General features: G+C 67.8%; 20 protein-coding genes. 11 read left to right on the top strand and 9 right to left on the bottom strand.

Annotation, left to right across the window (positions count from 1 at the left end; genetic code table 11):
• Positions 1-99 precede the first annotated feature (99 nt).
• Complete coding sequence (locus tag OCW50_RS17850; RefSeq protein WP_262298498.1) at positions 100-1,686, top strand: hypothetical protein; 1,587 nt, start codon at positions 100-102, stop codon at positions 1,684-1,686.
• A 174-nt stretch (positions 1,687-1,860) separates the two neighbouring features.
• Here the strand turns inward: OCW50_RS17850 and OCW50_RS17855 are convergent, their stop codons facing one another.
• Entirely contained in the window at positions 1,861-2,118 is a 258-nt protein-coding gene (locus OCW50_RS17855) for a hypothetical protein (protein WP_262271122.1), read from the bottom strand.
• A 181-nt stretch (positions 2,119-2,299) separates the two neighbouring features.
• On the opposite strand from OCW50_RS17855, the gene OCW50_RS17860 reads away from it, so the two are divergent.
• The 4 genes from OCW50_RS17860 (at position 2,300) to OCW50_RS17875 (ending at position 4,933) form a co-directional block, all read left to right on the top strand.
• Entirely contained in the window at positions 2,300-2,917 is a 618-nt protein-coding gene (locus tag OCW50_RS17860; protein WP_262298499.1) for a helix-turn-helix domain-containing protein, read from the top strand.
• Positions 2,914-3,453 (top strand): GNAT family N-acetyltransferase, encoded by a 540-nt coding sequence (locus tag OCW50_RS17865; RefSeq protein WP_373371469.1) that lies wholly within the window; start codon positions 2,914-2,916, stop codon positions 3,451-3,453. Before OCW50_RS17860 ends, OCW50_RS17865 begins: the two co-directional genes overlap by 4 nt.
• A gap of 110 nt (positions 3,454-3,563) precedes the next feature.
• Positions 3,564-4,331 (top strand): sulfite exporter TauE/SafE family protein, encoded by a 768-nt coding sequence (locus tag OCW50_RS17870; protein ID WP_262271120.1) that lies wholly within the window; start codon positions 3,564-3,566, stop codon positions 4,329-4,331.
• Between the two features lie 128 nt (positions 4,332-4,459).
• Positions 4,460-4,933 (top strand): hypothetical protein, encoded by a 474-nt coding sequence (locus OCW50_RS17875; protein WP_262271119.1) that lies wholly within the window; start codon positions 4,460-4,462, stop codon positions 4,931-4,933.
• 61 nt (positions 4,934-4,994) lie between these two features.
• Here the strand turns inward: OCW50_RS17875 and OCW50_RS17880 are convergent, their stop codons facing one another.
• Positions 4,995-6,026 (bottom strand): cysteine synthase A, encoded by a 1,032-nt coding sequence (locus tag OCW50_RS17880; protein ID WP_262298500.1) that lies wholly within the window; start codon positions 6,024-6,026, stop codon positions 4,995-4,997.
• Positions 6,027-6,388: 362 nt separating this feature from the next.
• Here OCW50_RS17880 and OCW50_RS17885 point away from each other — a divergent pair, with 362 nt between their 5' ends.
• On the top strand, positions 6,389-7,624 hold the full coding sequence (locus tag OCW50_RS17885) for a YeeE/YedE family protein (RefSeq protein WP_262298501.1): 1,236 nt from the start codon (positions 6,389-6,391) through the stop codon (positions 7,622-7,624).
• Between the two features lie 36 nt (positions 7,625-7,660).
• Here the strand turns inward: OCW50_RS17885 and OCW50_RS17890 are convergent, their stop codons facing one another.
• Positions 7,661-8,581, bottom strand: a complete 921-nt coding sequence (locus OCW50_RS17890; RefSeq protein ID WP_262298502.1) for a hydrogen peroxide-inducible genes activator — start codon at positions 8,579-8,581, stop codon at positions 7,661-7,663.
• Between the two features lie 93 nt (positions 8,582-8,674).
• On the opposite strand from OCW50_RS17890, the gene OCW50_RS17895 reads away from it, so the two are divergent.
• Positions 8,675-10,141, top strand: a complete 1,467-nt coding sequence (locus tag OCW50_RS17895) for a catalase (RefSeq protein WP_262271115.1) — start codon at positions 8,675-8,677, stop codon at positions 10,139-10,141.
• A 275-nt stretch (positions 10,142-10,416) separates the two neighbouring features.
• On the opposite strand, the gene OCW50_RS17900 is transcribed toward OCW50_RS17895, so the two are convergent.
• Positions 10,417-11,067, bottom strand: a complete 651-nt coding sequence (locus tag OCW50_RS17900; RefSeq protein WP_315974448.1) for an MBL fold metallo-hydrolase — start codon at positions 11,065-11,067, stop codon at positions 10,417-10,419.
• 127 nt (positions 11,068-11,194) lie between these two features.
• Here OCW50_RS17900 and OCW50_RS17905 point away from each other — a divergent pair, with 127 nt between their 5' ends.
• Together OCW50_RS17905 and fghA are read left to right on the top strand one after the other, a co-directional pair.
• Positions 11,195-12,307, top strand: coding sequence for an S-(hydroxymethyl)glutathione dehydrogenase/class III alcohol dehydrogenase (locus OCW50_RS17905; protein WP_262298503.1), 1,113 nt, complete (start codon positions 11,195-11,197; stop codon positions 12,305-12,307).
• 14 nt (positions 12,308-12,321) lie between these two features.
• Positions 12,322-13,167, top strand: a complete 846-nt coding sequence (fghA, locus tag OCW50_RS17910; RefSeq protein ID WP_262298504.1) for an S-formylglutathione hydrolase — start codon at positions 12,322-12,324, stop codon at positions 13,165-13,167.
• A 5-nt stretch (positions 13,168-13,172) separates the two neighbouring features.
• Here the strand turns inward: fghA and OCW50_RS17915 are convergent, their stop codons facing one another.
• Complete coding sequence (locus OCW50_RS17915; protein WP_262298505.1) at positions 13,173-13,748, bottom strand: NUDIX domain-containing protein; 576 nt, start codon at positions 13,746-13,748, stop codon at positions 13,173-13,175.
• Positions 13,749-13,927: 179 nt separating this feature from the next.
• On the opposite strand from OCW50_RS17915, the gene OCW50_RS17920 reads away from it, so the two are divergent.
• A complete protein-coding gene (locus tag OCW50_RS17920; RefSeq protein ID WP_262298506.1) occupies positions 13,928-14,752 on the top strand; it encodes an SIR2 family NAD-dependent protein deacylase in 825 nt (274 codons plus the stop codon).
• 60 nt (positions 14,753-14,812) lie between these two features.
• On the top strand, positions 14,813-16,138 hold the full coding sequence (locus OCW50_RS17925) for an AmpG family muropeptide MFS transporter (RefSeq protein WP_262298507.1): 1,326 nt from the start codon (positions 14,813-14,815) through the stop codon (positions 16,136-16,138).
• A gap of 210 nt (positions 16,139-16,348) precedes the next feature.
• Here the strand turns inward: OCW50_RS17925 and OCW50_RS17930 are convergent, their stop codons facing one another.
• The 4 genes from OCW50_RS17930 to xylF form a co-directional block, all read right to left on the bottom strand.
• Positions 16,349-17,101, bottom strand: coding sequence for an SDR family NAD(P)-dependent oxidoreductase (locus tag OCW50_RS17930; RefSeq protein WP_262271109.1), 753 nt, complete (start codon positions 17,099-17,101; stop codon positions 16,349-16,351).
• 262 nt (positions 17,102-17,363) lie between these two features.
• Positions 17,364-18,143, bottom strand: a complete 780-nt coding sequence (locus tag OCW50_RS17935) for an ATP-binding cassette domain-containing protein (protein ID WP_173946391.1) — start codon at positions 18,141-18,143, stop codon at positions 17,364-17,366.
• Positions 18,144-18,155: 12 nt separating this feature from the next.
• Entirely contained in the window at positions 18,156-19,454 is a 1,299-nt protein-coding gene (locus OCW50_RS17940; protein ID WP_262298508.1) for a sugar ABC transporter permease, read from the bottom strand.
• A gap of 169 nt (positions 19,455-19,623) precedes the next feature.
• Positions 19,624-20,667: a D-xylose ABC transporter substrate-binding protein gene (gene xylF / locus OCW50_RS17945; RefSeq protein ID WP_262271107.1), complete on the bottom strand. Its 1,044-nt coding sequence runs from the start codon at positions 20,665-20,667 to the stop codon at positions 19,624-19,626.
• Positions 20,668-20,760 lie beyond the last annotated feature (93 nt).

Genomic DNA, 20,760 nt, shown 5'->3' on the forward strand with positions numbered 1-20,760 from the left:
ACCTGGGCCACTTTGCGCACGGTGCGCCGAGACACCAAGGCAGGACCGAAGCCAGAGGCCGGGCACGCAGCCTCTGGCGGCCACCGAAGGAGGTCCGACATGATTGGGCACAAGACATTTGATTTGAAATCGTTCACCGCCGAGCTGCTGGCCACCACGTTGATCGGCGCGGCTCTTCTCGGGCCCGCATCCGCACAGGGCATCCCGAACACCGCCGGTCCGGCGGCGGACGGATCGGACAACCTCATGACCCTTCTCCCGCTGCTCCTGACCTCGCCGGACCGGCGGCAGCTCGCGGCGGAGCTCGAAACCTCCATCCGCACCGGCGACCGGAAGAGGGCCGAGGACACGCTCAACTCGGCCATCGAGGTCGGCACCCTGGCGATCGTTCTCGTCGACCACCTGAACAATCCGGACCTCGTCGCCACCCTGCAGGGGCTCGGCATCCGGGGCGAAGCGAAGCTTGCGCCGGAACCGGCCGCCGCGGAACCGGCCACGGCCGCGCCATCCTGTCCGGTCCCTGCCGGGCCGGTCCCGGTCAACCTCGCCGACATGCAGGAGGCCCTGGACCAGGAACGCTCCTTCAGCACCACGGTCTCGCAATCCCTGACGTCCCTCATGCAGGAGCACGGCGCTCTCGAGGCGCGCCTGAAGCAGGAGCAGGACTCCCAGGCGCTCGCCGCCTCCGGGGTGCAGCAGGATCTGCAGAGGGAGCACGACCGGAGCCAGGCCGCCCGGCTGGAGGCGGACGGACTTCGGGAGCAGATCCGCTCCCTGCAGGACGCCCTGGAGCAGGACAGGGCTTCCGTGGCCGCGACCGCGTCCGAGCGGGACGCGCTTCTGCGTCAGGAACGGGAGCGCAGGGACAGGGTCGAGCGCGAGCTCGCCGGCGCCCACAAGAAGCTGCGCGACCTGCAGGCCGCCAGCGACGAGAGGATTGCCGCGGAGGCCCGCCGGACCGCCGAGCTGGAGAAGGCCCTGGCCTGGGCCCGGACCCGCAGCGACATGCTGACCCAGGAACTGCTGGACACGGCGGAGGCGCTGGACACGCTCCAGGAGCCCCGTCGTCCGAGCGCCACCCCGGTGGTGTTCCGCCTCGCGGCCACGGGGACCGAGCCGCCGCTTGCCCTGGCTCTCTCTGCCGTGCCTCCCCTTGCCCTGCCTGCCCCGGAAACGCCCGCTCAGGCTCCCCCGGCTCCTCCATCTCCGCCGGCCGCGGAGTCGAGGCCGTCATGGGCGGAGGCCGGGCGGGTTTTGCTGGACGTCACCTCGGCCGTATCGCCGAAGCAGCCGCCCGCCGTGGTGGTCGCGGCTCTGCCGGACGGGATCGAGCCCCTGCCGCTCGGCGCCGCGGCGGCGCCTCCGGCGAAGGCGCAAAGCCCCGCCACGGGTCCGGGCGCAACGGCCGCGGCGCCGGCCAACCCGGACGAGCGCCTGATCCTGCGCGCGGAGGAGCTGTTCCATAAGGGCGATGTGAGCGGCGCCCGCCTGCTTCTCGAGCGCGCCCTGGACGGTGCCAATCCCCGCGCAGCCTTCGTGCTGGCCGAAACCTTCGATCCGAACGTGCTGACCCGCCTGGGCGCGCTGGGGATCCGGGGCGATGCCGCCAGGGCCCGGGAGCTCTATGCCCGCGCCCGCGCCATGGGCGTCGCCCAGGCCGGGGAGCGGCTGGAGGCGCTGAAATAGGGCATGAGAGCGTTGGAGCTTGCTCCATCTCTCCCCGTCATCACCGGGCTTGTCCCGGTGATCCCGATACGGTGAAGCGCGGCGCCTTTCCGATCGGGATGGCCGGGACGAGCCCGGCCATGACATGCTGCGGCCCCGATCCCAAAAGTGGGTCCGCGGTTCACGTCCGATGCTCTAGAACGGCACCCACTCGCCGCCCTCGGTGAGGGAATCGACGGCCCGCTCGAGGGCGGTGCCGGCATCGAGCAGCTGCTGGGCGGTCTGCTGGATCTGCAGGGCCGGGCCCGGCAGGCCGGCCACGTGTTCGGTCAGGTCTCTCACCCGGTCGATCAGGTCGATCAGGTCGGCGGCGAGCGCGGCCCTCTCCTCGGCCTCCGCGGCGGCGGGGCGTCCTGGCTTCAGGCGCGGAGCGAGAGGGATCACGTTCGACATGCTCTGAAAATCTTCTTTTGTTCCGCCGAGGGCAATGGACCGTCCGGGCATGATCCACAGCAAACCGCAGCCTTCGGGCCCGCCGCGCGTCGCGTCGGGACGTCTGTCTTAGCGACGGAGGCTTGCCGGACGCTGAAGCGTCACTCTTGACTCCAATATATTGGATATCTAATCTATTTTGATGGATCAAACCTCCATCCTCAACGCCCACCTGGCCGAGCGCCTGCGCAGCCTGCGCGCGGCGAGCGGCCTGACCATGGATGGGCTCGCCGAGCGCACCGGGGTGAGCCGGTCCATGATCTCCCTGATCGAGCGCGGCGAGAGCAGCCCGACGGCGGCCGTGCTCGACCGGCTGGCCGCAGGCCTCGGCGTCACCCTGGCGTCCCTCTTCGCCGAACAGGACAGCGCCGACGCGTCGCCCCTCGCGCGTCGGGCCGATCAGCGCGTGTGGCGCGACCCGGACAGCGGCTATACCCGCCGCAACCTGTCGGCGCCCGGCTTCGCTTCGCCGATCGAGCTTGTCGAGGTGGTCCTTCCGCCCGGCGCGCGGGTGGCCTACGACACGGGCCACCGCGCCGCGCCGGTGCACCAGCAGATCTGGATCGTCGAGGGCGCGATCGACCTGACCCTGGGCGACGAAACCCATCATCTGGCGACCGGCGACTGCCTGTCCATGCGCCTCGGCCGGCCGACCGTCTTCCGCAACCATGCCGATCGGCCCGCCCGCTACGTGGTGGCGCTCGCCACGGACGGGCGCGCCGGATCCGCATCCGCCCTTCCGCGCCGAGGAGCCCCATGACCGTGCCGACCATCATCGTGTCCCTCTCACCGCAGGACGCCCGGGAGCAGATCGGCGCCCTGTCGGCCGTCCTGATCGATTGCGTCGAGGGCGGCGCCTCGGTGAGCTTCATGTCGCCCCTGACGCAGGAGAGAGCCGACGTCTTCTGGCAGGGCGTCGCCGACGGGGTCGCGGCCGGCGAGCGCATCCTGCTCGTCGCCCAGGACGAGGCGTCGGGCCGGATCGTCGGCACCGTGCAGGTCGTGCTCAGGCAGCCGGAGAACCAGCCGCACCGGGCCGACATCGCCAAGATGCTCGTCCACAGCGGGGCGCGAAAGCGCGGCATCGGCGCGGCCCTCATGCGGGCCGCCGAGGACGCGGCCCGAGCGGCCGGCAAGACCGTGCTCGTGCTCGACACGGTGACGGGCGGGGACGCGGAGCGCCTCTACGAGCGCGCCGGCTGGACGCGGTCCGGAATCATCCCGAACTATGCCCTGTGGCCGAAGGGCGGGTTCTGCGACACCACCGTGTTCTACAAGCAGATCGCCGCAAGCTGATCTCCCCGCGCACGGACGGTGTAGACCTTGGCCCAATGGGCTTGCGCGCGTCCGCCATGCTATGGCCGGGCCTCAACCCTCCTGCTTGGCACTCCCGTCAGATCACCATCATGGACCTATCGACTGCGGCGCTCCTCGCCGCCTCGGGCCTTGCGGCCGGCCTCGTCAACGCCATCGCGGGCGGCGGCACCTTCTTCACCTTCTCGGCCCTCGTGGCCGCGGGCCTGCCGCCCGTCGTCGCCAATGCCACGAGCGCGGTCGCGGTCACGCCGGCCAATCTCGCGAGCGCCTGGGCCTACCGGCGCGAGCTCGCCGCCAATGCGCGGCGCTTCGCGGCGCTCGGCATCGTCAGCCTCGTGGGCGGCGTGATCGGCGCCTACATCCTCACGGTCACCAACAACGACGCCTTCCGGCAGCTGGTGCCGTGGCTTCTCCTGTTCGCCACCCTGCTCTTCGCCGCGAGCCCGAAGATCGTGGCGCTCGCGCGCGCCATCGGCAAGCAGGAAGGGCATCACCCGTCCACGAAGGCCTGGGCCACAGGCCTCGCGTTCCAGACCGGCGTCGCGATCTATGGCGGCTTCTTCGGCGCCGGGATGGGCATCGTCATGCTGGCCGCGCTCGCCATCACCGAAGGCGACGATTTCCACCTGATCAACTCCGCCAAGCACCTGTGCTCGACGCTGATCCAGCTCGTGGCCGTGGTGCTGTTCATCGCGGCCGGCCTCGTGAGCTGGCCCGAGACCCTCGTCGTCGGGGCAGCCTCGGTGATCGGCGGCTATCTCGGCGTGGTCTTCGGCCGCCGCCTGCCGGCCGGCGTCATCCGCTGGCTCGTCATCGCGGTCGGCGCGGCCCTGACACTGTATTTCTTTATCCGCTGAATTCGCTAACCATATGCGAAATAGCCCGCGGTCGGGCGGCCTTTTGGAAGCGGCTGCCCGATTGACGCCACAACCATGCTCCTTCCTGCGACGTCTCGATTCTCAAGTCTCGCGAAAAGGAAATGCTCGTGGCCGAATCCCAACACCTCTCAGGACTCGACGGAACGCAATCGGTCAGCGCCCTCGGCCTGCGATGGGCCGCCCTGCGCGGCATGCTGAACTCGCCGCTGATCATGGCCGACGAGCAGCGCGGGCTGCGTGACGAGCTCCTGCGCGAGCTCGCCGCCATCGAGCAGGATTTCAGCGGCCTGCCGTCACGCACCACCATGGAGATTTCCGCCAAGCTCGACATCGCGCGGTCGGCGCTTCGGGAGCGCCTCCAGAACGGCGAGACCTGGCTGGCCGACCTGATCGAGAGCATCCAGGCCGACCTCCACGCGGTCAATCACAAACCGGCCGTGTCGCCGTCGACGACCGCCAATCGCTCCCCGGCCAATCTCAGCCGGCCGCAGCAGCGCTCCGACGAGACCGGCTCGTCGCAAGGCTCGTCCGGCACCACGCCGCCGACGGGTTCGGAAACGGCCACCTCCTCGGCGGCCTGACCGCGTCACCCGCCGCGTCCGAAGCCTCTCGGACGCGGCGCCCGTCCCCTGATGCTCCGGTCTACACGAGTCCCGGATCGATCGTGCTCGGCCGCTCGAGCCAGGCGGGAACGGGCAGGTTCTTCGCGCGCAGGAAATCCGGGTTGAACAGCTTGGACTGGTAGCGCGTGCCGTAATCGCACAGGACGGTCACGATGGTGTGCCCGGGCCCGAGCTCCCGGGCGAGGCGGATCGCGCCCGCGACGTTGATGCCCGACGATCCGCCCAGGCACAGGCCCTCGTATTGCAGCAGGTCGAAGACGATCGGCACCGCCTCCTCGTCGGGGATCTGGTACGCCACGTCGATGGGCGCATCGACCAGGTTGGCCGTGATGCGCCCCTGACCGATCCCCTCCGTGATGGACGACCCCGAGGCCTTGAGCTCGCCGGTCGTGTAGTAGCTGTAGAGGGCCGCGCCCATCGGGTCGGCAAGGCCGATCCGGACGTTCGGGTTGCGCGCCTTCAACGCCATGCCGACGCCCGCCAGCGTGCCGCCCGTGCCGACCGCGCAGATGAAGCCGTCGACCTGGCCGGACGTCTGCTCCCAGATCTCCGGCCCGGTGGTCTCGATATGCGCCTGCCGGTTCGCCACGTTGTCGAACTGGTTGGCCCAGATCGCCCCGTTGGGCTCGGACGCCGCGAGGCGTTCGGCGAGCCGCCCAGAGACCTTCACGTAGTTGTTGGGATTGGCATAGGGAACGGCCGGGACCTCGATGAGCTCGGCCCCCGCGAGCCGCAGCATGTCCTTCTTCTCCTGGCTCTGCGTGTCCGGGATCACGATCACGGTCCGGAACCCGAGCGCGTTGGCGACCAGCGCCAGGCCGATGCCGGTATTGCCCGCCGTGCCTTCGACGATCACGCCGCCCGGGCGCAATGCGCCGCGCCTCACCGCGTCCTCGATGATGAACAGGGCGGCCCGGTCCTTCACCGACTGGCCGGGATTCATGAACTCGGCCTTGCCCAGGATGGTGCATCCGGTCGCTTCGGACGCGTGACGGAGCTTGATCAGGGGCGTGTTGCCGATGGCGGCGGGAACGTCGGGCTGGATGGTCATGGCACTCCCTGGCGTGCGAGAAGTCGTCGGTGGATGGAAGAACGGGTTTAAACCCATCAGCCTGGCAATTCACGGGCTATATTCACAACCAATTTATGTGATTAAAAAAGAAAACACAATCCTTGACGTTCTTTATACCGAACCACATTGTCTGCCTGACGGAGTCCCGAGATGGCGGCCGTGAACAACAAACACCTTGTTATGACCGAGCTCATCCGGGCCGTCCCGATCCGAAGAGGCGCAGCGCTGCAATCGATCGGGATCACCGGCACAAGGCCGGTGATGACGTGGAAGATTCGATTCGGCCAGGCTCTCATGCCTTTGTCACCCCTTAACCCGTTCACGAAAGCTCAGGAGCGACCATGTCCAGCTCTGCCGTAGCTTCACCTCTTTCCGTCGGAAACCGTGCAAGCTTGACCATCAACGCCCCGGCCTCCCTGGCCGCCGCAGCCGGAATCCTCGGCGGCGCGGCCCTCCTGGGCGCCGCCATCAATCCGCGCCAGGCCGCGCTCTACGTGCTCGGCGCGGCGCTCGGGCTCGTGCTCTACCACGCGGCCTTCGGCTTCACCTCGGCCTGGCGGGTCTTCATCGCGGACCGGCGCGGCGAGGGCCTGAGGGCCCAGATGGTGATGCTGGCCATCGCGTCCATCCTGTTCTTCCCCGTGCTCGCCTCCGGCACCCTCTTCGGACAGCCGGTCGCCGGCAACGTATCGCCGGCGGGGATCGGCGTGGTGTTCGGCGCCTTCATCTTCGGCATCGGCATGCAGATGGGCGGCGGCTGCGCGTCGGGCACGCTCTACACGGTCGGCGGCGGCTCCACCCGCATGCTGATCACGCTTGCGGCCTTCATCGCGGGCTCCGCCATCGGGGCCGCGCATCTGCACTGGTGGACCGCGCTTCCGAGCCTGCCGGCGATCTCGATCGTCAAGGCCTGGGGGCCCTGGCCGGCCCTGGCCGTGCAGCTCGCGGTCTTCGCGATCATCGCGGCCGTGACCGTGGTCCTCGAGAAGCGCCGCCACGGCCAGCTCGTTCAGCCGGCTCCCTCCCCGCGCCACGGGCTTGCACGCTTCACCCGCGGGCCCTGGCCCCTGGTGACGGGCGCGGTCGCCCTGGCGCTGTTGAACTTCGTGACGCTCTATCTCGCGGGCCGTCCCTGGGGCGTGACCTCGGCCTTCGCCCTCTGGGGCTCGAAGATCGCGGCCGCCATCGGCTTCGACGTGGCGAGCTGGCCCTATTGGTCGAGCCCGGCCAACCGGGCCGCGCTCAACGCCAGCATCTTCAACGACGTCACGACCGTGATGGATTTCGGCATCATCCTCGGGGCGCTTCTGGCCGCGGCTCTCGCCGGCCGCTTCGCGCCCACCTGGAAGGTCCCGCTGCGCTCCGCCGTCGCGGCCGTCGTTGGCGGTCTCCTCCTCGGCTACGGCGCGCGGCTCGCCTATGGCTGCAACATCGGGGCCTATTTCTCGGGCATCGCGTCCGGCAGCCTCCATGGCTGGGTCTGGCTCGTGGCGGCCTTTGCGGGCAACGTCCTCGGCACGCGCCTGCGCCCGCTCTTCGGCCTCGAGGTGGAGCGGGTGAAGCTCACCGGCTGCTGATCGGCGAAGGGCCGAGCGGGTCTCGGCCCCATCGCATCAGGGAGCGGCAGGCCGTCCTGAATCCGCCTTCGGCTGCTTGAGCGAGCGGATCAGGTGGCCCAGGGCGATGAAATCGTTCTTCCGGGTCGAGGTGCGGCGCCAGGCCAGCCCCACCGTGCGCATGGGCGCGTCCTCGGGGAACTCGATGAGCGCGACCCGCTGCCGGTCGACCTCGGCCTGGGCGCAGAGTTCGGGAAGGAGCGTGATGCCGTGGCCGGCCGCCACCATCTGCATGATGGTGGTGAGCGACGCCGCCCCGAGGGCCTTGCGGGCCTGCATGTTGGCGATGTGGCAGAACTGCAGGGCCTGGTCCCTCAGGCAATGGCCCTCCTCGAGGAGGAGCAGGCGCTCCTGGCCGATGCGGGTGCGCAGGTCGCCGGTCGCCCAGTCTTGGGCGGCCTGGCTCTGGACGGCGATCAGGAATCGGTCGTCGAACAGCGCCATGGTCTCCACCTGCGGCTGCTGGATCGGCAGCGCGAGAAGAGCCGCATCGAGATCGCCCCGCATCAGCTCCTCGACCAGCGCCCCGGTCTGCGTCTCGCGGATCTGGAGGTCGAGGGCCGGGTATTGCCGGGCCATTTCGGTCAGGATCGCCGGCAGCAGATAGGGGGCGATCGACGGGATGATCCCGAGGCGCAACGCGCCCGTCAGGACGCCCTGATGCTGGCGGGCGAAATCGGAGAGCTCCCGCACCTGGTTCAGGATCACCTCGGCCCTCGCGGCGATCTCCTGGCCGGCTGGCGTCACCGCGATGGCGCTGCCCCGGCGCTCGACGAGCTCCACCCCGAGCTCCCGCTCAAGCTCCTTGATCTGCATGGACAGCGCCGGCTGCGTGACCGCGCATTGGTCGGCCGCCAGGCCGAAATGCCTCGTCCGAGACAGGGCTTCGAAGTAACGTAGCTGCCGTAGGGTCACCATGCGATAAGAATATCTGATCGCGTTCCGTAATCAATACAATTGGACCTTATCGGGCCCCATCGGCATCGTGCGCGGCACTCATTGGGGACGACCATGACGAAAACAACAACCATGACCACCACGGCCGGGGCGCCGATCGCCGACAACCAGAACAGCCTGTCGGCCGGAGCCCGCGGGCCGCTGCTGCTCCAGGACTACCAGCTGATCGAGAAGCTCGCGCACCAGAACCGGGAGCGCATTCCGGAGCGCGTGGTCCACGCCAAGGGCTCGGCCGCCTACGGCACCCTGACCATCACCAACGACATCACCCGGTATTCCAAGGCCAAGGTCTTCTCCGAGATCGGCAAGCAGACGGAGGTCTTCCTGCGCTTCTCGACGGTCGCCGGCGAGCGCGGCGCGGCCGATGCCGAGCGCGACGTGCGCGGCTTCGCGCTCAAGGTCTACACGGAAGAGGGCAACTGGGACATCGTCGGCAACAACACGCCGGTGTTCTTCGTGCGCGACCCCGTGAAGTTCCCCGACTTCATCCGGACGCAGAAGCGCCACCCGGCCACGAACCTGCGTTCGACCACCGCCATGTGGGATTTCTGGTCGCTCAGCCCCGAGACCCTGCACCAGGTCACCATCCTGTTCTCGGACCGCGGCCTGCCGCAGGGCTACCGGTTCATGCACGGCTTCGGCTCGCACACCTATTCGTTCATCAACGAGGCCGGTGAGCGCTTCTGGGTGAAGTTCCACTTCAAGTCCATGCAGGGCATCAGGACCTGGACCAACCGGGAGGCCGAGGCCGTGGTGGCCAAGGACCGCGAGAGCGCCCAGCGCGACCTCTACGAGGCCATCGAGGGCGGCGACTACCCGCGCTGGAAGTTCTGCGTCCAGATCATGCCCGAGACGGATGCGGAGAAGACCTCCTACAATCCGTTCGACGTCACCAAGGTGTGGCCGCATGCCGAGTATCCGCTGATCGAGGTCGGCATCCTCGAGCTCAACCGGAATGCCCAGCACTACTTCGCGGAAGTGGAGCAATCCTCGTTCTCGCCGTCGAACATCGTGCCCGGAATCGGCTTCTCGCCGGACAAGATGCTGCAGGGCCGAATCTTCGCCTATGCGGACGCGCACCGTTACCGGGTCGGCACCCATTACGAGGCGCTGCCGGTGAACCGTCCGCGCTGCCCGGTCCATCACTACCATGCGGACGGCGCGATGCTGTTCGACGTGCCCAACCGCGGCGACGCCTATTACGAGCCGAACTCCTTCAACGGTCCGATGCAGACGCAGCGCGCCGCCGAGCCGCCGCTGAAGATCTCGGGCGACGCGGACCGCTACGATCACCGCGCCGGCAACGACGATTACCGGCAGCCGGGCGACCTGTTCCGCCTCATGACACCGGACGAGCAGGACCGGCTCATGGACAACATCGCGGAAGCCATGCAGGGCGTCCCGGAAGCCATCGTGAAGCGCCAGATCGTGCACTTCTACCTCGCCGACAAGGCCTACGGCCTCGGCGTGGCGGACCGCATGGGCCTCAAGGGCGCCGTGATGATCCAGGCAGCCGAATAAACAGCGGAATGAACATAAGCCGTAGGGGCAAACATGAAGCGGCCCGGGAGCGATCCCGGGCCGTTTTCGTTTTTCCAGGATCGCAGAACGCAAAGCCTCATCCTAAGAGGCCGATACACCCTCCTCCACGTCATGGCCGGGCTTGTCCCGGCCATCTCGATTGGAAGGGCTCGGCATTCCAAACAACCGGGATCACCGGGACAAGCCCGGTGATGACAATGGAGGGATCGGGGTCAACGGGACGAGCCCGGTGACGACGCGGGAGACATCCTGCGTCAGAGCAGTCCCTCGCCCTGAAGAAACGGGTTGGTCTGGCGCTCCTGCCCGATGGTGCTCATGGGACCGTGGCCGCAAATGAACGCGATGTCGTCGCCGAGCGGCAGCAGCTTGTCCTTGATCGAGGCGATCAGCGCCTCGCCGTCGCCGCCGGGAAGATCGACGCGGCCGACGGAGCCCTGGAACAGCACGTCGCCCACCAGTGCGAAGCGGTCCTTGGGAGAGACGAGCACGACGCTGCCCGGCGAGTGGCCGGGGCAATGCAGCACGTCGAGGGTGAGATCGCCGATTGTGACCGTATCGCCCTCGTCGAGCCAGCGATCCGGCGTGACGGCGCGGGCGGGAAAGCCATAGGCCTGCCCCTGCTCCGCGAGCCGGTCGAGCAGGAAGCGGTCCGCCTGGTGCGGGCCTTCGACCGGCACGCCGAGGGCCTCGCGCAGCTCGGCCGCTCCGCCCGCGTGGTCGATGTGGCCGTGGGTGAGGATGATCTTCTCCACGCTCACGCCGGTCTGCGCGATGGCCTCGCGGATCTGGTCCACATCGCCGCCGGGATCGACCACCGCGGCCTTCTTGGTCTTGTCGCACCACAGCAGCGTGCAGTTCTGCTGGAAGGGCGTCACGGGGATGATGGCGGCGCGAATATCGGGCACGGTGGGCTCCTTCTTGGGCGTGATGCACACATAGGCCCTGAGACCGGGTCTGGGAAGCCGCTTCCCTTGACCTTCCCTCACGGGGCTTCACATAGTCCCGGCACCGAATCACAGCGAGGACAAGAGCATGGAAACCAGGGCCGCCGTGGCGTGGGAGGCTGGCAAGCCGCTCACCGTCGAAACCATCCGCCTCGAGGGTCCCAAGGCCGGCGAGGTGCTCGTGGAGGTGATGGCGACGGGCGTGTGCCACACGGACGCCTACACGCTGTCCGGCCTCGATTCCGAGGGCAAGTTCCCGGCGATCCTCGGCCACGAGGGCGCGGGCATCGTGCGCGAGGTCGGGCCCGGCGTCACCACGCTCAAAGTCGGCGACCATGTGATCCCGCTCTACACGCCAGAATGCCGCAACTGCAAATCCTGCCTGTCGCGCCGGACCAATCTCTGCACGGCGATCCGCGCCACGCAGGGCCAGGGCCTCATGCCCGACGGCACGTCGCGCTTCCGTTGCGACGGCGAGACCGTGTTCCACTACATGGGCTGCTCGACCTTCGCGAACTTCACCGTGCTGCCGGAGATCGCCCTCGCCAAGGTGCGCGAGGACGCGCCCTTCGACAAGATCTGCTACATCGGCTGCGGCGTCACCACGGGCATCGGGGCGGTGATCTACACGGCGAAGGTCTGGCCCGGCGCGAACGTGGTGGTGTTCGGCCTCGGCGGCATCGGGCTCAACGTGATCCAGGGCGCCCGCATGGTCGGCGCCGACAAGATCATCGGCGTCGACATCAACCCGGCCAAGCGCGCCATGGCCGAGAAGTTCGGCATGACCGACTTCATCAACCCGAAGGAGGTCGGCAACGACAAGGTCGTGCAGGCGATCGTCGACCTCACCGGCGGCGGCGCGGACTTCTCCTTCGACGCCACCGGCAACACGGACGTCATGCGCCAGGCGCTCGAATGCTGCCACCGCGGCTGGGGCGAAAGCATCATCATCGGCGTGGCGGAAGCCGGCAAGGAGATCGCCACCCGGCCGTTCCAGCTCGTCACCGGACGCGTCTGGAAGGGCACGGCCTTCGGCGGCGCGCGCGGACGCACGGACGTGCCGAAGATCGTCGACTGGTACATGGAGGGCAAGATCAACATCGACGACCTGATCACCCACACCATGCCGCTCGAGGAGATCAACACGGCCTTCGATCTCATGCACGAGGGCAAGTCGATCCGCTCGGTCATCGTGTACTGATGGGGACAGGATCGTTGAGTTTCGAGACCGTCTCGCAATCGCGCTGCTTCGGCGGCACGCAGTTCGTCTACCGTCACGCATCGCGGGAGACCGGCACGCCCATGCGGCTTGCCGTCTTCGTTCCGCCGCAGGCGGAGAACGGCAAGGTGCCGGTGGTGTGGTTCCTCTCCGGGCTCACCTGCACGGAGGAGAACTTCACCGTGAAGGCGGGCGTGCAGCGGGTCGCCGCGGAGCTCGGCCTGATCCTGATTGCCCCCGACACCAGCCCCCGGGGCGAGGGCGTGCCCGACGATCCCGAGGGCGCCTACGATCTCGGCCTGGGCGCGGGCTTCTACCTGGATGCCACGGAGGCGCCCTGGGCGAGGCACTACCGCATGCGCTCCTATCTCGAGCGCGAGCTGCCGGGCCTGGTGGCTGAGAACCTCCCGGCCGACATGGCCCGACAGGGCATCACGGGCCACTCCATGGGCGGCCACGGGGCGCTCACCCTGGCGCTGCGCGATCCCGGACGCTTCAAGGCCGTCTCGGCCTTCGCCCCCATCGCGTCGCCCATGCACTGCCCCTGGGGCGAGAAGGCCCTGACGCACTACATCGGGCCCGACCGCGCGGCCTGGCGCGCCTACGATGCCTGCGCGCTGATCGAGGACGGCGCGCGCCTCCCCGACCTTCTGGTGGACCAGGGCACGGCCGACGGCTTCCTGGACAGCCAGCTCAAGCCCCAGCTCCTGGAGGAGGCCTGCGCGCGCGCCGGCCAGCCCCTCACCCTGCGGATGCAGGACGGCTACGACCATTCCTACTTCTTCATCGCGACCTTCATGGAGGACCACCTGCGCTGGCACGCGGAGCGCCTGGGGCCGTAGCCGCCTCAGCCGCTGCCGAACAGCTCCGGGTGCCGGAGCTGCAGCGCCTGGATCAGGGTCAGGGTCTTCATGTCGGCGATGGCGCCCTGTTCCAGCAGACGCATGACCTCGCCGAGGCCGAGCTCCAGCACCTCGATCTCCTCGTGCTCCTCCGCGAGCCCGCCGCCCTCCCCGACCCGGTCGGCCGCCCTATAGGGCGCCAGGAACAGGTGCAGCCGCTCCGTCGTCATGCCGGGCGCCGACCAGACCGTCCCGACCGGCTCCAGGGCGGTGATGCGAAGGCCCGCCTCCTCCAAGGCCTCGCGCCGGGCGCAGACCTCCGGCGCGTCCTCGTCGAGCAGGCCCGCCACGGCCTCCAGGAAGCCCGGGCGGCCCTCCACGTGCATGACGGGCGCGCGGAACTGCCGGACCAGGATGACCGTGCGGGCCTGCGGGTCGTAGGGGAGCACCGCGGCCGCATCGGAGCTGTTGAGGATCTGGCGCGCCATCGTCCGGCCGTCCGGCATCTCGACCGTGACCTTGAGAAGCTTGCGCCAGCCGTCATAGAGGGTTTCGACCTGTCGGATCCGGTAGCCTGCCACGTGCCGTTTTCCCCGTTCGATGATGCCAAAAGCCTAAGACAACACGCGAGCCGCCGAAAGTTATCCCTCAAGCCCCGCTGAAGCAGAGTGGCGCCTTCGTGCGTTAAGAGCAGGCCTCGATGAGATCTCGGGAGCGGAAGCGGGTCTCGGGCCCGATTGCTGTCGTGAAGGAGCGTTGCGTGCTGGAAGGTTTGGTTGCGGCCATCAGGCAGAGACAGGCCATTCTGTTTGCCGGAGCCGGCGTGTCCATGACGGTCGGCCTGCCCTCCTGGAGCACCTTGATCGAACACATCGCGCAGGAGCTGGAGATCGACCTGACCGACTTCCGGGGCACGGACCTCAACTATCTCACGCTGGCGGAATTCTACCGGCTGAAGCAGGGCAGCATCGGCCCCCTGCGCAGCTGGATGGACCGGAACTGGACCATACCGGAGAAGGCCCTGAAGACGTCCCGCGTGCACGAGCTCATCTGCAAGCTCGATTTTCCGATCATCTACACGACGAATTTCGACCGCAACCTGGAAAACTCCTACGACCTCTACGGGAAGGAGTACGTCAAGATCGTCAACGCCAAGGACGTGGCCCGAATCCACGAGGACGTGACGCAGATCGTGAAATACCATGGCGATTTCGACGACGACGGCTCCATCGTCATCGCGGAAACCGATTACCTGGAGCGCCTCTCGTTCGAATCGCCCCTCGACATCAAGTTCCGCTCCGACGCGCTCGGCAAGACGATCCTGTTCATCGGCTACAGCATGACGGACCTCAACATCCGCTTCCTCATGCACCGGCTCTGGAAGACCTGGGCGGATTCGGGCTACGAGCGCGACCGGCCGCAATCCTATGTGTTCATGCTGCGCCCCAACCCGGTGGAGCAGGCGGTTCTGGAACAATGGGGCCTGCAGGTCCTGACCGAGAAGGAGTGCAAGCCCGAACAAGCGCTCGAGACCTTCCTGGCCAAGCTTCACAAGGCTGTCGAAGAGGACCCGGCCTGCCCCTGATTGTGCTTCGGCCTCGCGTTGTGCCAATGTGGCGGCCCTTTTCGCTTCCAAGATGATCCCATGGCCGCCGCACCCAAACGCCGTCTGTCCCTTCGCGACGTTCTGACCGACGGGCGCATCGCCCTCATGCTGCCCCTGGGCTTTTCGTCGGGTCTGCCCTTCCTGCTCGTTTTCAGCACGTTGTCGGCTTGGCTGCGCGAGGCGGGCATCTCGCTGACGGTCATCGGACTGATGAGTTGGGTGGCACTGGCCTATTCGTTGAAATTCCTCTGGGCCCCCTTCGTCGATCGCTATGACGTGCCGGCTCTCTCCCGTCTGCTGGGACGACGCCGCGGCTGGATGGTCCTGTCGCAACTCGGGGTCGCGGCTGGCCTGATCGGCATGGCCTCGACGAACCCGCAGGCCGGCCTGCCCCTCACCATCATCTTCGCGGTTCTGGTGGCCTTCGCGTCGGCGACCCAGGATGTGGTCATCGACGGCTGGCGCATCGATGCGGCCCCCACCGAACGCCAGGGCATGATGGCGGCTGCCTTGCTGCTCGGCTACCGGCTCGCCCTTATCACGGCGGGTGCAGGCGCGCTCTACATTGCCGAGTTCGTCAACTGGCACAGCGCTTATCTCGCTATGGCCGCGCTGATGGGCGTGGGCCTGATCGGCACCCTGCTCGCCCCTCGGATCGACGAGGGCCCGGCCCGGCAGCACCTCCCTTTTGTCAAGGCCATCGTGGAACCGCTTGCGGATCTGTTCCGGCGCAAGGGCCTCATGCTGATTCCGATCCTGGCGCTCATCGCCTGCTATCGCATTCCCGATTATGCAAGCGGCATCATGGCCAATCCGCTTTATATCGACCTTGGCTTCAGCAAGGCCGACATCGCGAATATCTCGAAGCTCTACGGCGTCTGGATCGGCATCATCGGGGCCTTCGCGGGCGGGCTTGCGCTCACCCGCATCGGCCTGTGGTGGACCGTGCTCATCGGCGCGGTGATGGCCGCGGGATCGAACCTGATGTTCTCTTGGCTCGCCTCTGGCAATGCAACGCTTTGGGGCCTGACGCTCTCCATCAGCGTCGACAATTTCGCTGGCGGCTTCGCAGGCGCGGCCCTCGTGGCGTACATGTCGGGGCTGACGTCGCCAGGGTTTGCGGCCACGCAATACGCGCTCTTGAGTTCACTCTACGCTCTGCCCGGCAAGCTGATCGGCGGCGCATCCGGTGCCGTGGTGGAGGCCTACGGCTACCCTGCCCTCTTCACCGGCACGGCCGCCATCGCCATACCGCTGGTGATCCTGTGCCTCATCATACGCCGTGACACCATGAAGGTGGTCGAAGAGAGACGCGCCGCGGACGAGTTGGCCGCCGTGCCGGCGGGTGCCGGCACGAGGGCTTGAAGGGGTTTCGTACCCCCCTGTCATCACCGGCCTTGTGCCGGTGATCCCGACAAAGAGAAGCGCCGCGGCCCACAGGATCGGGATGGTCGGCGGGAGGCGGGCGATGACCGGCCGGCCATGACGTGGAAAGGTTGGCGCCGGCCGGATGTCCGGTCTCCGCGGCGGCACTGGGGCAAGCCCAGCGATGACGGTCTGGTCAGACGGCCGCGATCAGACCCAGCCGCCGTCCACGAGATAGGTCTGGGCCGACATGGCGCTGGAATCGTCCGCGCCGAGGAAGAGCGTGAAGTTGGCGATGTCCTGCGGCACGAGCTTGCGCTTCACGCACTGGCGCTTGAGCAGTTCCTTCTCGCCTTCCGGCGTGAGCCACAGATCGATCTGGCGCTGGGTCATGATCCAGCCCGGCACGAGGCAGTTGACGCGGATGTTCTTCGGCCCGAGCTCACGGGCGAGAGCGCGGGTGAGGCCGACCGCGGCGGATTTCGCCGTCTTGTAGGCGGCGAAGGAATCGTCGCTCACCATGTAGCTCGTGGAGCCCATGTTGATGATCGAGCCGCCGCCCGCCTTCTCCATGTCGGGCAGCACAGCCTGAGCGGCAAAGAACTGGTGATCGAGATTGGTGGCGAAGCGCTCGCGCCAGTATTCCGGCGTCACCTGGTCGATGGTGTGGCGGTCGTCGCGGGCCGCGTTGTTGACCAGGACCGTGATCGGTCCGAGCGCGTCGCTGGCACGCCGGATCGCCGCCTGGAAGGCGGGAATGTCGCGCACGTCGCTGTGCTCGAAATGCACGCGCTCGCCGAGTTCCTTCGCGAGCGCCTGGCCGGCCTCGGCGTTGTAGTCGAGGATCGCCACCTTGCTGCCCTGCGCATGGAAGGAGCGTGCGATGCTCTCGCCGATGCCGCTGGCGCCGCCGGTGATGAGAACGGTCTTGCCCTTCAGGGAGCCGTAAATCGTCTGGGTCATGGATCTCTCTCACTCTTGTCTTGGATGTCGTCCCTCCCCCGTGCGGGGAGGAATAGAAGAGGCTCACGAAGCCGAAGCTGTTCGCACGATGTGCCCCGTTGATACTTTCTCCCACGTCATCACCGGCCCTGTGCCGGTGATCCCGGTCTGGGAAGGCCCGGCGCTTTACATGGTCGGGATGGCCGGCACAAGGCCGGCCATGACGGATCGCATGCGCCTGTTCACATGCCCCGCCGGCGAGGTGCGGGCCGGGGGCCTCCCGTCAGCTCGCGCCCGGCCCCGGCGTGGCGCCCGGCGGGCACTTGCCGAGGATGATCATGCCGAGCACCTCGTCCTGGGTGACGTCCTGCACGTTGGCCGAACCCACGAGCTTGCCGTTCTTCATCACGCTGACGCGGTCGGCGAGGCCGAACACGTCGTGGATGTCGTGGCTGATGAGGAAGATGCCGATGCCCTCCTTCTTGAGCTGCAGCACGAGGTCGGCGACCTGCTGCGTCTCGGCCGGGCCGAGCGCCGCGGTCGGCTCGTCCATGATGAGCACGCGCGCGTTGAAATAGATCGCCCGCGCGATCGCCACCGATTGCCGCTGGCCGCCGGAGAGCGCCTTCACGGGCTCCTTGAAGCGGCGGAAATGCGGGTTGAGGCGCGCCATGACCTTGCGGGTCTCCGCCTCCATGGTGGCGTCGTCCAGGGTCCCGTAGGGCGTGAGCACCTCGCGGCCCAGGAAGATGTTGCCGGCGGCATCGATGTTGTCGGCGAGCGCCAGGGTCTGATAGATCGTCTCGATGCCGTAGCGCTTCGCGTCGCGGGGCGTCGCGATGTCGGCGTGCTCGCCGTTCACGTAGATCTCGCCCGCATCCGGCCGGTAGGCCCCGGACAGGATCTTGATCAGCGTCGACTTTCCGGCGCCGTTGTGGCCGAGCAGGCCCACCACCTCGCCGGGACGCAGGTCGACCGAGACGCCGTCCACGGCCTTGATGCCGCCGAACGCGATGGAGATGTTGCGCATCTCGACGAGAGGCGTCGTTCCATTCGTGTGCATGATGCGCTTTCCTTACTTGATGCGGCGGCGATAGAGGCTGTCGACCCAGACCGCCAGCACGAGAACCGCCCCGACCACGATGTTCTGCAGCGGCGTGTCGACCCCGAGCAGCACCATGCCCGATTGCAGCGACTGCATGACGAGGGCGCCGAGCATGGCGCCCGCGATGGTGCCGATGCCGCCGGCGAGCGACGTGCCGCCGATCACCGCGGAGGCGATCACGTAGAGCTCGTCGAGGGTGCCGGCCGCGTTCGTCGCCGCATTGAGGCGCGCGGTCGAGATGCAGGCGGAGATGCCGCAGAGCAGGCCCATCAGGCCGAACACCTTCATCAGCGTCCAGCGGGTGTTGATGCCCGAGAGCTCGGCGGCCTCCGGGTTGCCCCCGATGGCGAACACGTAGCGCCCGAAGCGCCGGCGCGTGGCGATGAAGGTCATGACGAGCCCCACCACGATGGCGATCAGCACCGGCAGGGCGACGCCCTGCGAGATGAAGAGGCCGCCCTCGGGCCAGGCGATGCCGCGGGCCTCGGCCCAGGTCCGGGCGGAACCCATGGGCATCGGATAGGCATTGAAGATCGCGGCGGTCGCCAGGACGGCCCCGCAGGCCACGACGGCGATCACCGCGTCGCCCCAGCCGGGGCGCACCGGGAATCCGAAGCGCAGACGACGGCGGCGGGTCAGGCCCAGGCCCACGATGATGAGGCCGCAGGCGACCGCCGCGATGATCCAGGTGGTCGTGGCGCCGAGCGCGCCCTCCACGCCGCCGCCGAAAGCCTTGAAGCGGGTGTCCATGGGCGCGACGGTCTGGCCCGTCGTGACCCACCAGGCGGCGCCGCGCCAGACCAGCAGTCCGCCGAGCGTGACGATGAAGGAGGGAATGCCGAGATAGGCGATGAGCCAGCCCTGGAACAGGCCGATGAGCCCGCCGGCCACGAGGGCGATCAGCACGGCGAGCGGCGCGGTCAGCCAGTGCTCGAGTCCGAGATAGGCCGGCAGCCACTGCACTTGAGCGACGCCGATGATCATGCCGACGACGCCCAGGATCGCGCCGACCGACAGGTCGATGTTGCGGGTCACGATGACGAGCACCATGCCGGTCGCCATCACGGCGACGGACGCGGTCTGGACCGACAGGTTCCAGAGATTGCGCGGGGTCAGGAAGACGCCGCCGGACAGGATGTCGAAGCCGATCCAGATGACGGCGAGCGCGGCCAGCATGCCGAGCATGCGGACGTCGATCTCGAGTTTCGACAGGAGCGAGCCGGAAGCGGCGCTCGGCGGCGGGGCGGCGGTGGCGACGGGTGCGGTCATGGAAATCACTCGTTCTGCAAAAAACGTCATTCCGGAGCCGCGACGCGGAACCCGGAACCCATGAGCACGAGGTTTCGAGGAAAGGCGCGATCGTGCGCCTGATCCATCGATCCCGGCGGTCAGGGGATCCGGGCTCGCGACAGGCGCGCCCCGGAATGACAGCGTCAGATCAGTTGCAGGCCTTCACGCTGCCTGCCTTCACGCCCTGGCAGACCACGTCTTTCGTCGCCCAGCCGGCATTGATGACCACGTCGAGATTGTCCTTCGTGATCGCCACGGGGGTGAGGAACAGAGCCGTCATGTTCTGCTTCTTGGGGCCGAGGTTCCAGGGCTTCGCCCCCTGGATCTCGCTGAGCTTCTTGCCGCCGGCGAGCTGGACGGCGATCTCCGCGGCGTTGCGGCCGAGTTCGCGGGCGTCCTTGAAGACCGTGACGGTCTGCGTGCCGAGCGCCACCCGGTTCAGGGCCGCCTTGTCGGCGTCCTGTCCGGAGACCGGCACGGAACCGGCAAGGCCCTGCGCGGCAAGCGCCGCGATGGCGCCGCCGGCGGTGCCGTCATTGGCCGCGATCACCGCGTCGATCTTGTTGTTGTTCTTGGTGAGGAACTGCTCCATGTTCCGCTGCGCATTGGCCGGGAGCCAGCCGTCCGTATAGGCCTCGCCGACATTCTTGATCTTGCCGGAATCCATGGCGCCTTTCAGCACCTCCATCGAGCCCTGGAACAGGAAGTTGGCGTTCGGATCCGAGCCCGAGCCCTTGATGAAGGCATAGTTGCCCTCGGGCTTGACCTTCAGCACCTCGCGGGCCTGAAGACGGCCGACCTCGACATTGTCGAAGGTGAGGTAGAAGGCCTGCGGAATCTCGATGAGACGGTCGTAGCCGACCACCGCGATGCCCTCGGCGACAGCCTTCTCGACCGCCGGACGCACCGCGTCGGCATCCTGGGCCAGCACGATCAGCGCCTTGGCGCCGCGGGAGATGAGGCTCTCGATGTCGGTGAGCTGCTTGGCCGGCGAGGACTGGGCATCGGCCGACACATAGGTGCCGCCGGCCTTCTCGACCGCAGCCTTGATGGCGGCCTCGTCGGTCTTCCAGCGCTCTTCCTGGAAGTTCGACCAGCTGACGCCCACGACCGGGCCCTTCTGGGCGAAGGCGGCGGTGGCGGACAGCGCCAAGGCGGCAAGAGAGATGAGTGCGTGTTTCTTCGATAGCATCGGCTTCCTCCTGGACCTTGCGTTCCCTTGCAGGCCCCTCGCTCATGACAGGCTGTCGATCCGAGCGGATCGACGGAATGGCTCGCTCTGCCA

This window comes from Microvirga sesbaniae, from assembly GCF_025460805.1.
Taxonomy (GTDB): domain Bacteria; phylum Pseudomonadota; class Alphaproteobacteria; order Rhizobiales; family Beijerinckiaceae; genus Microvirga; species Microvirga sesbaniae.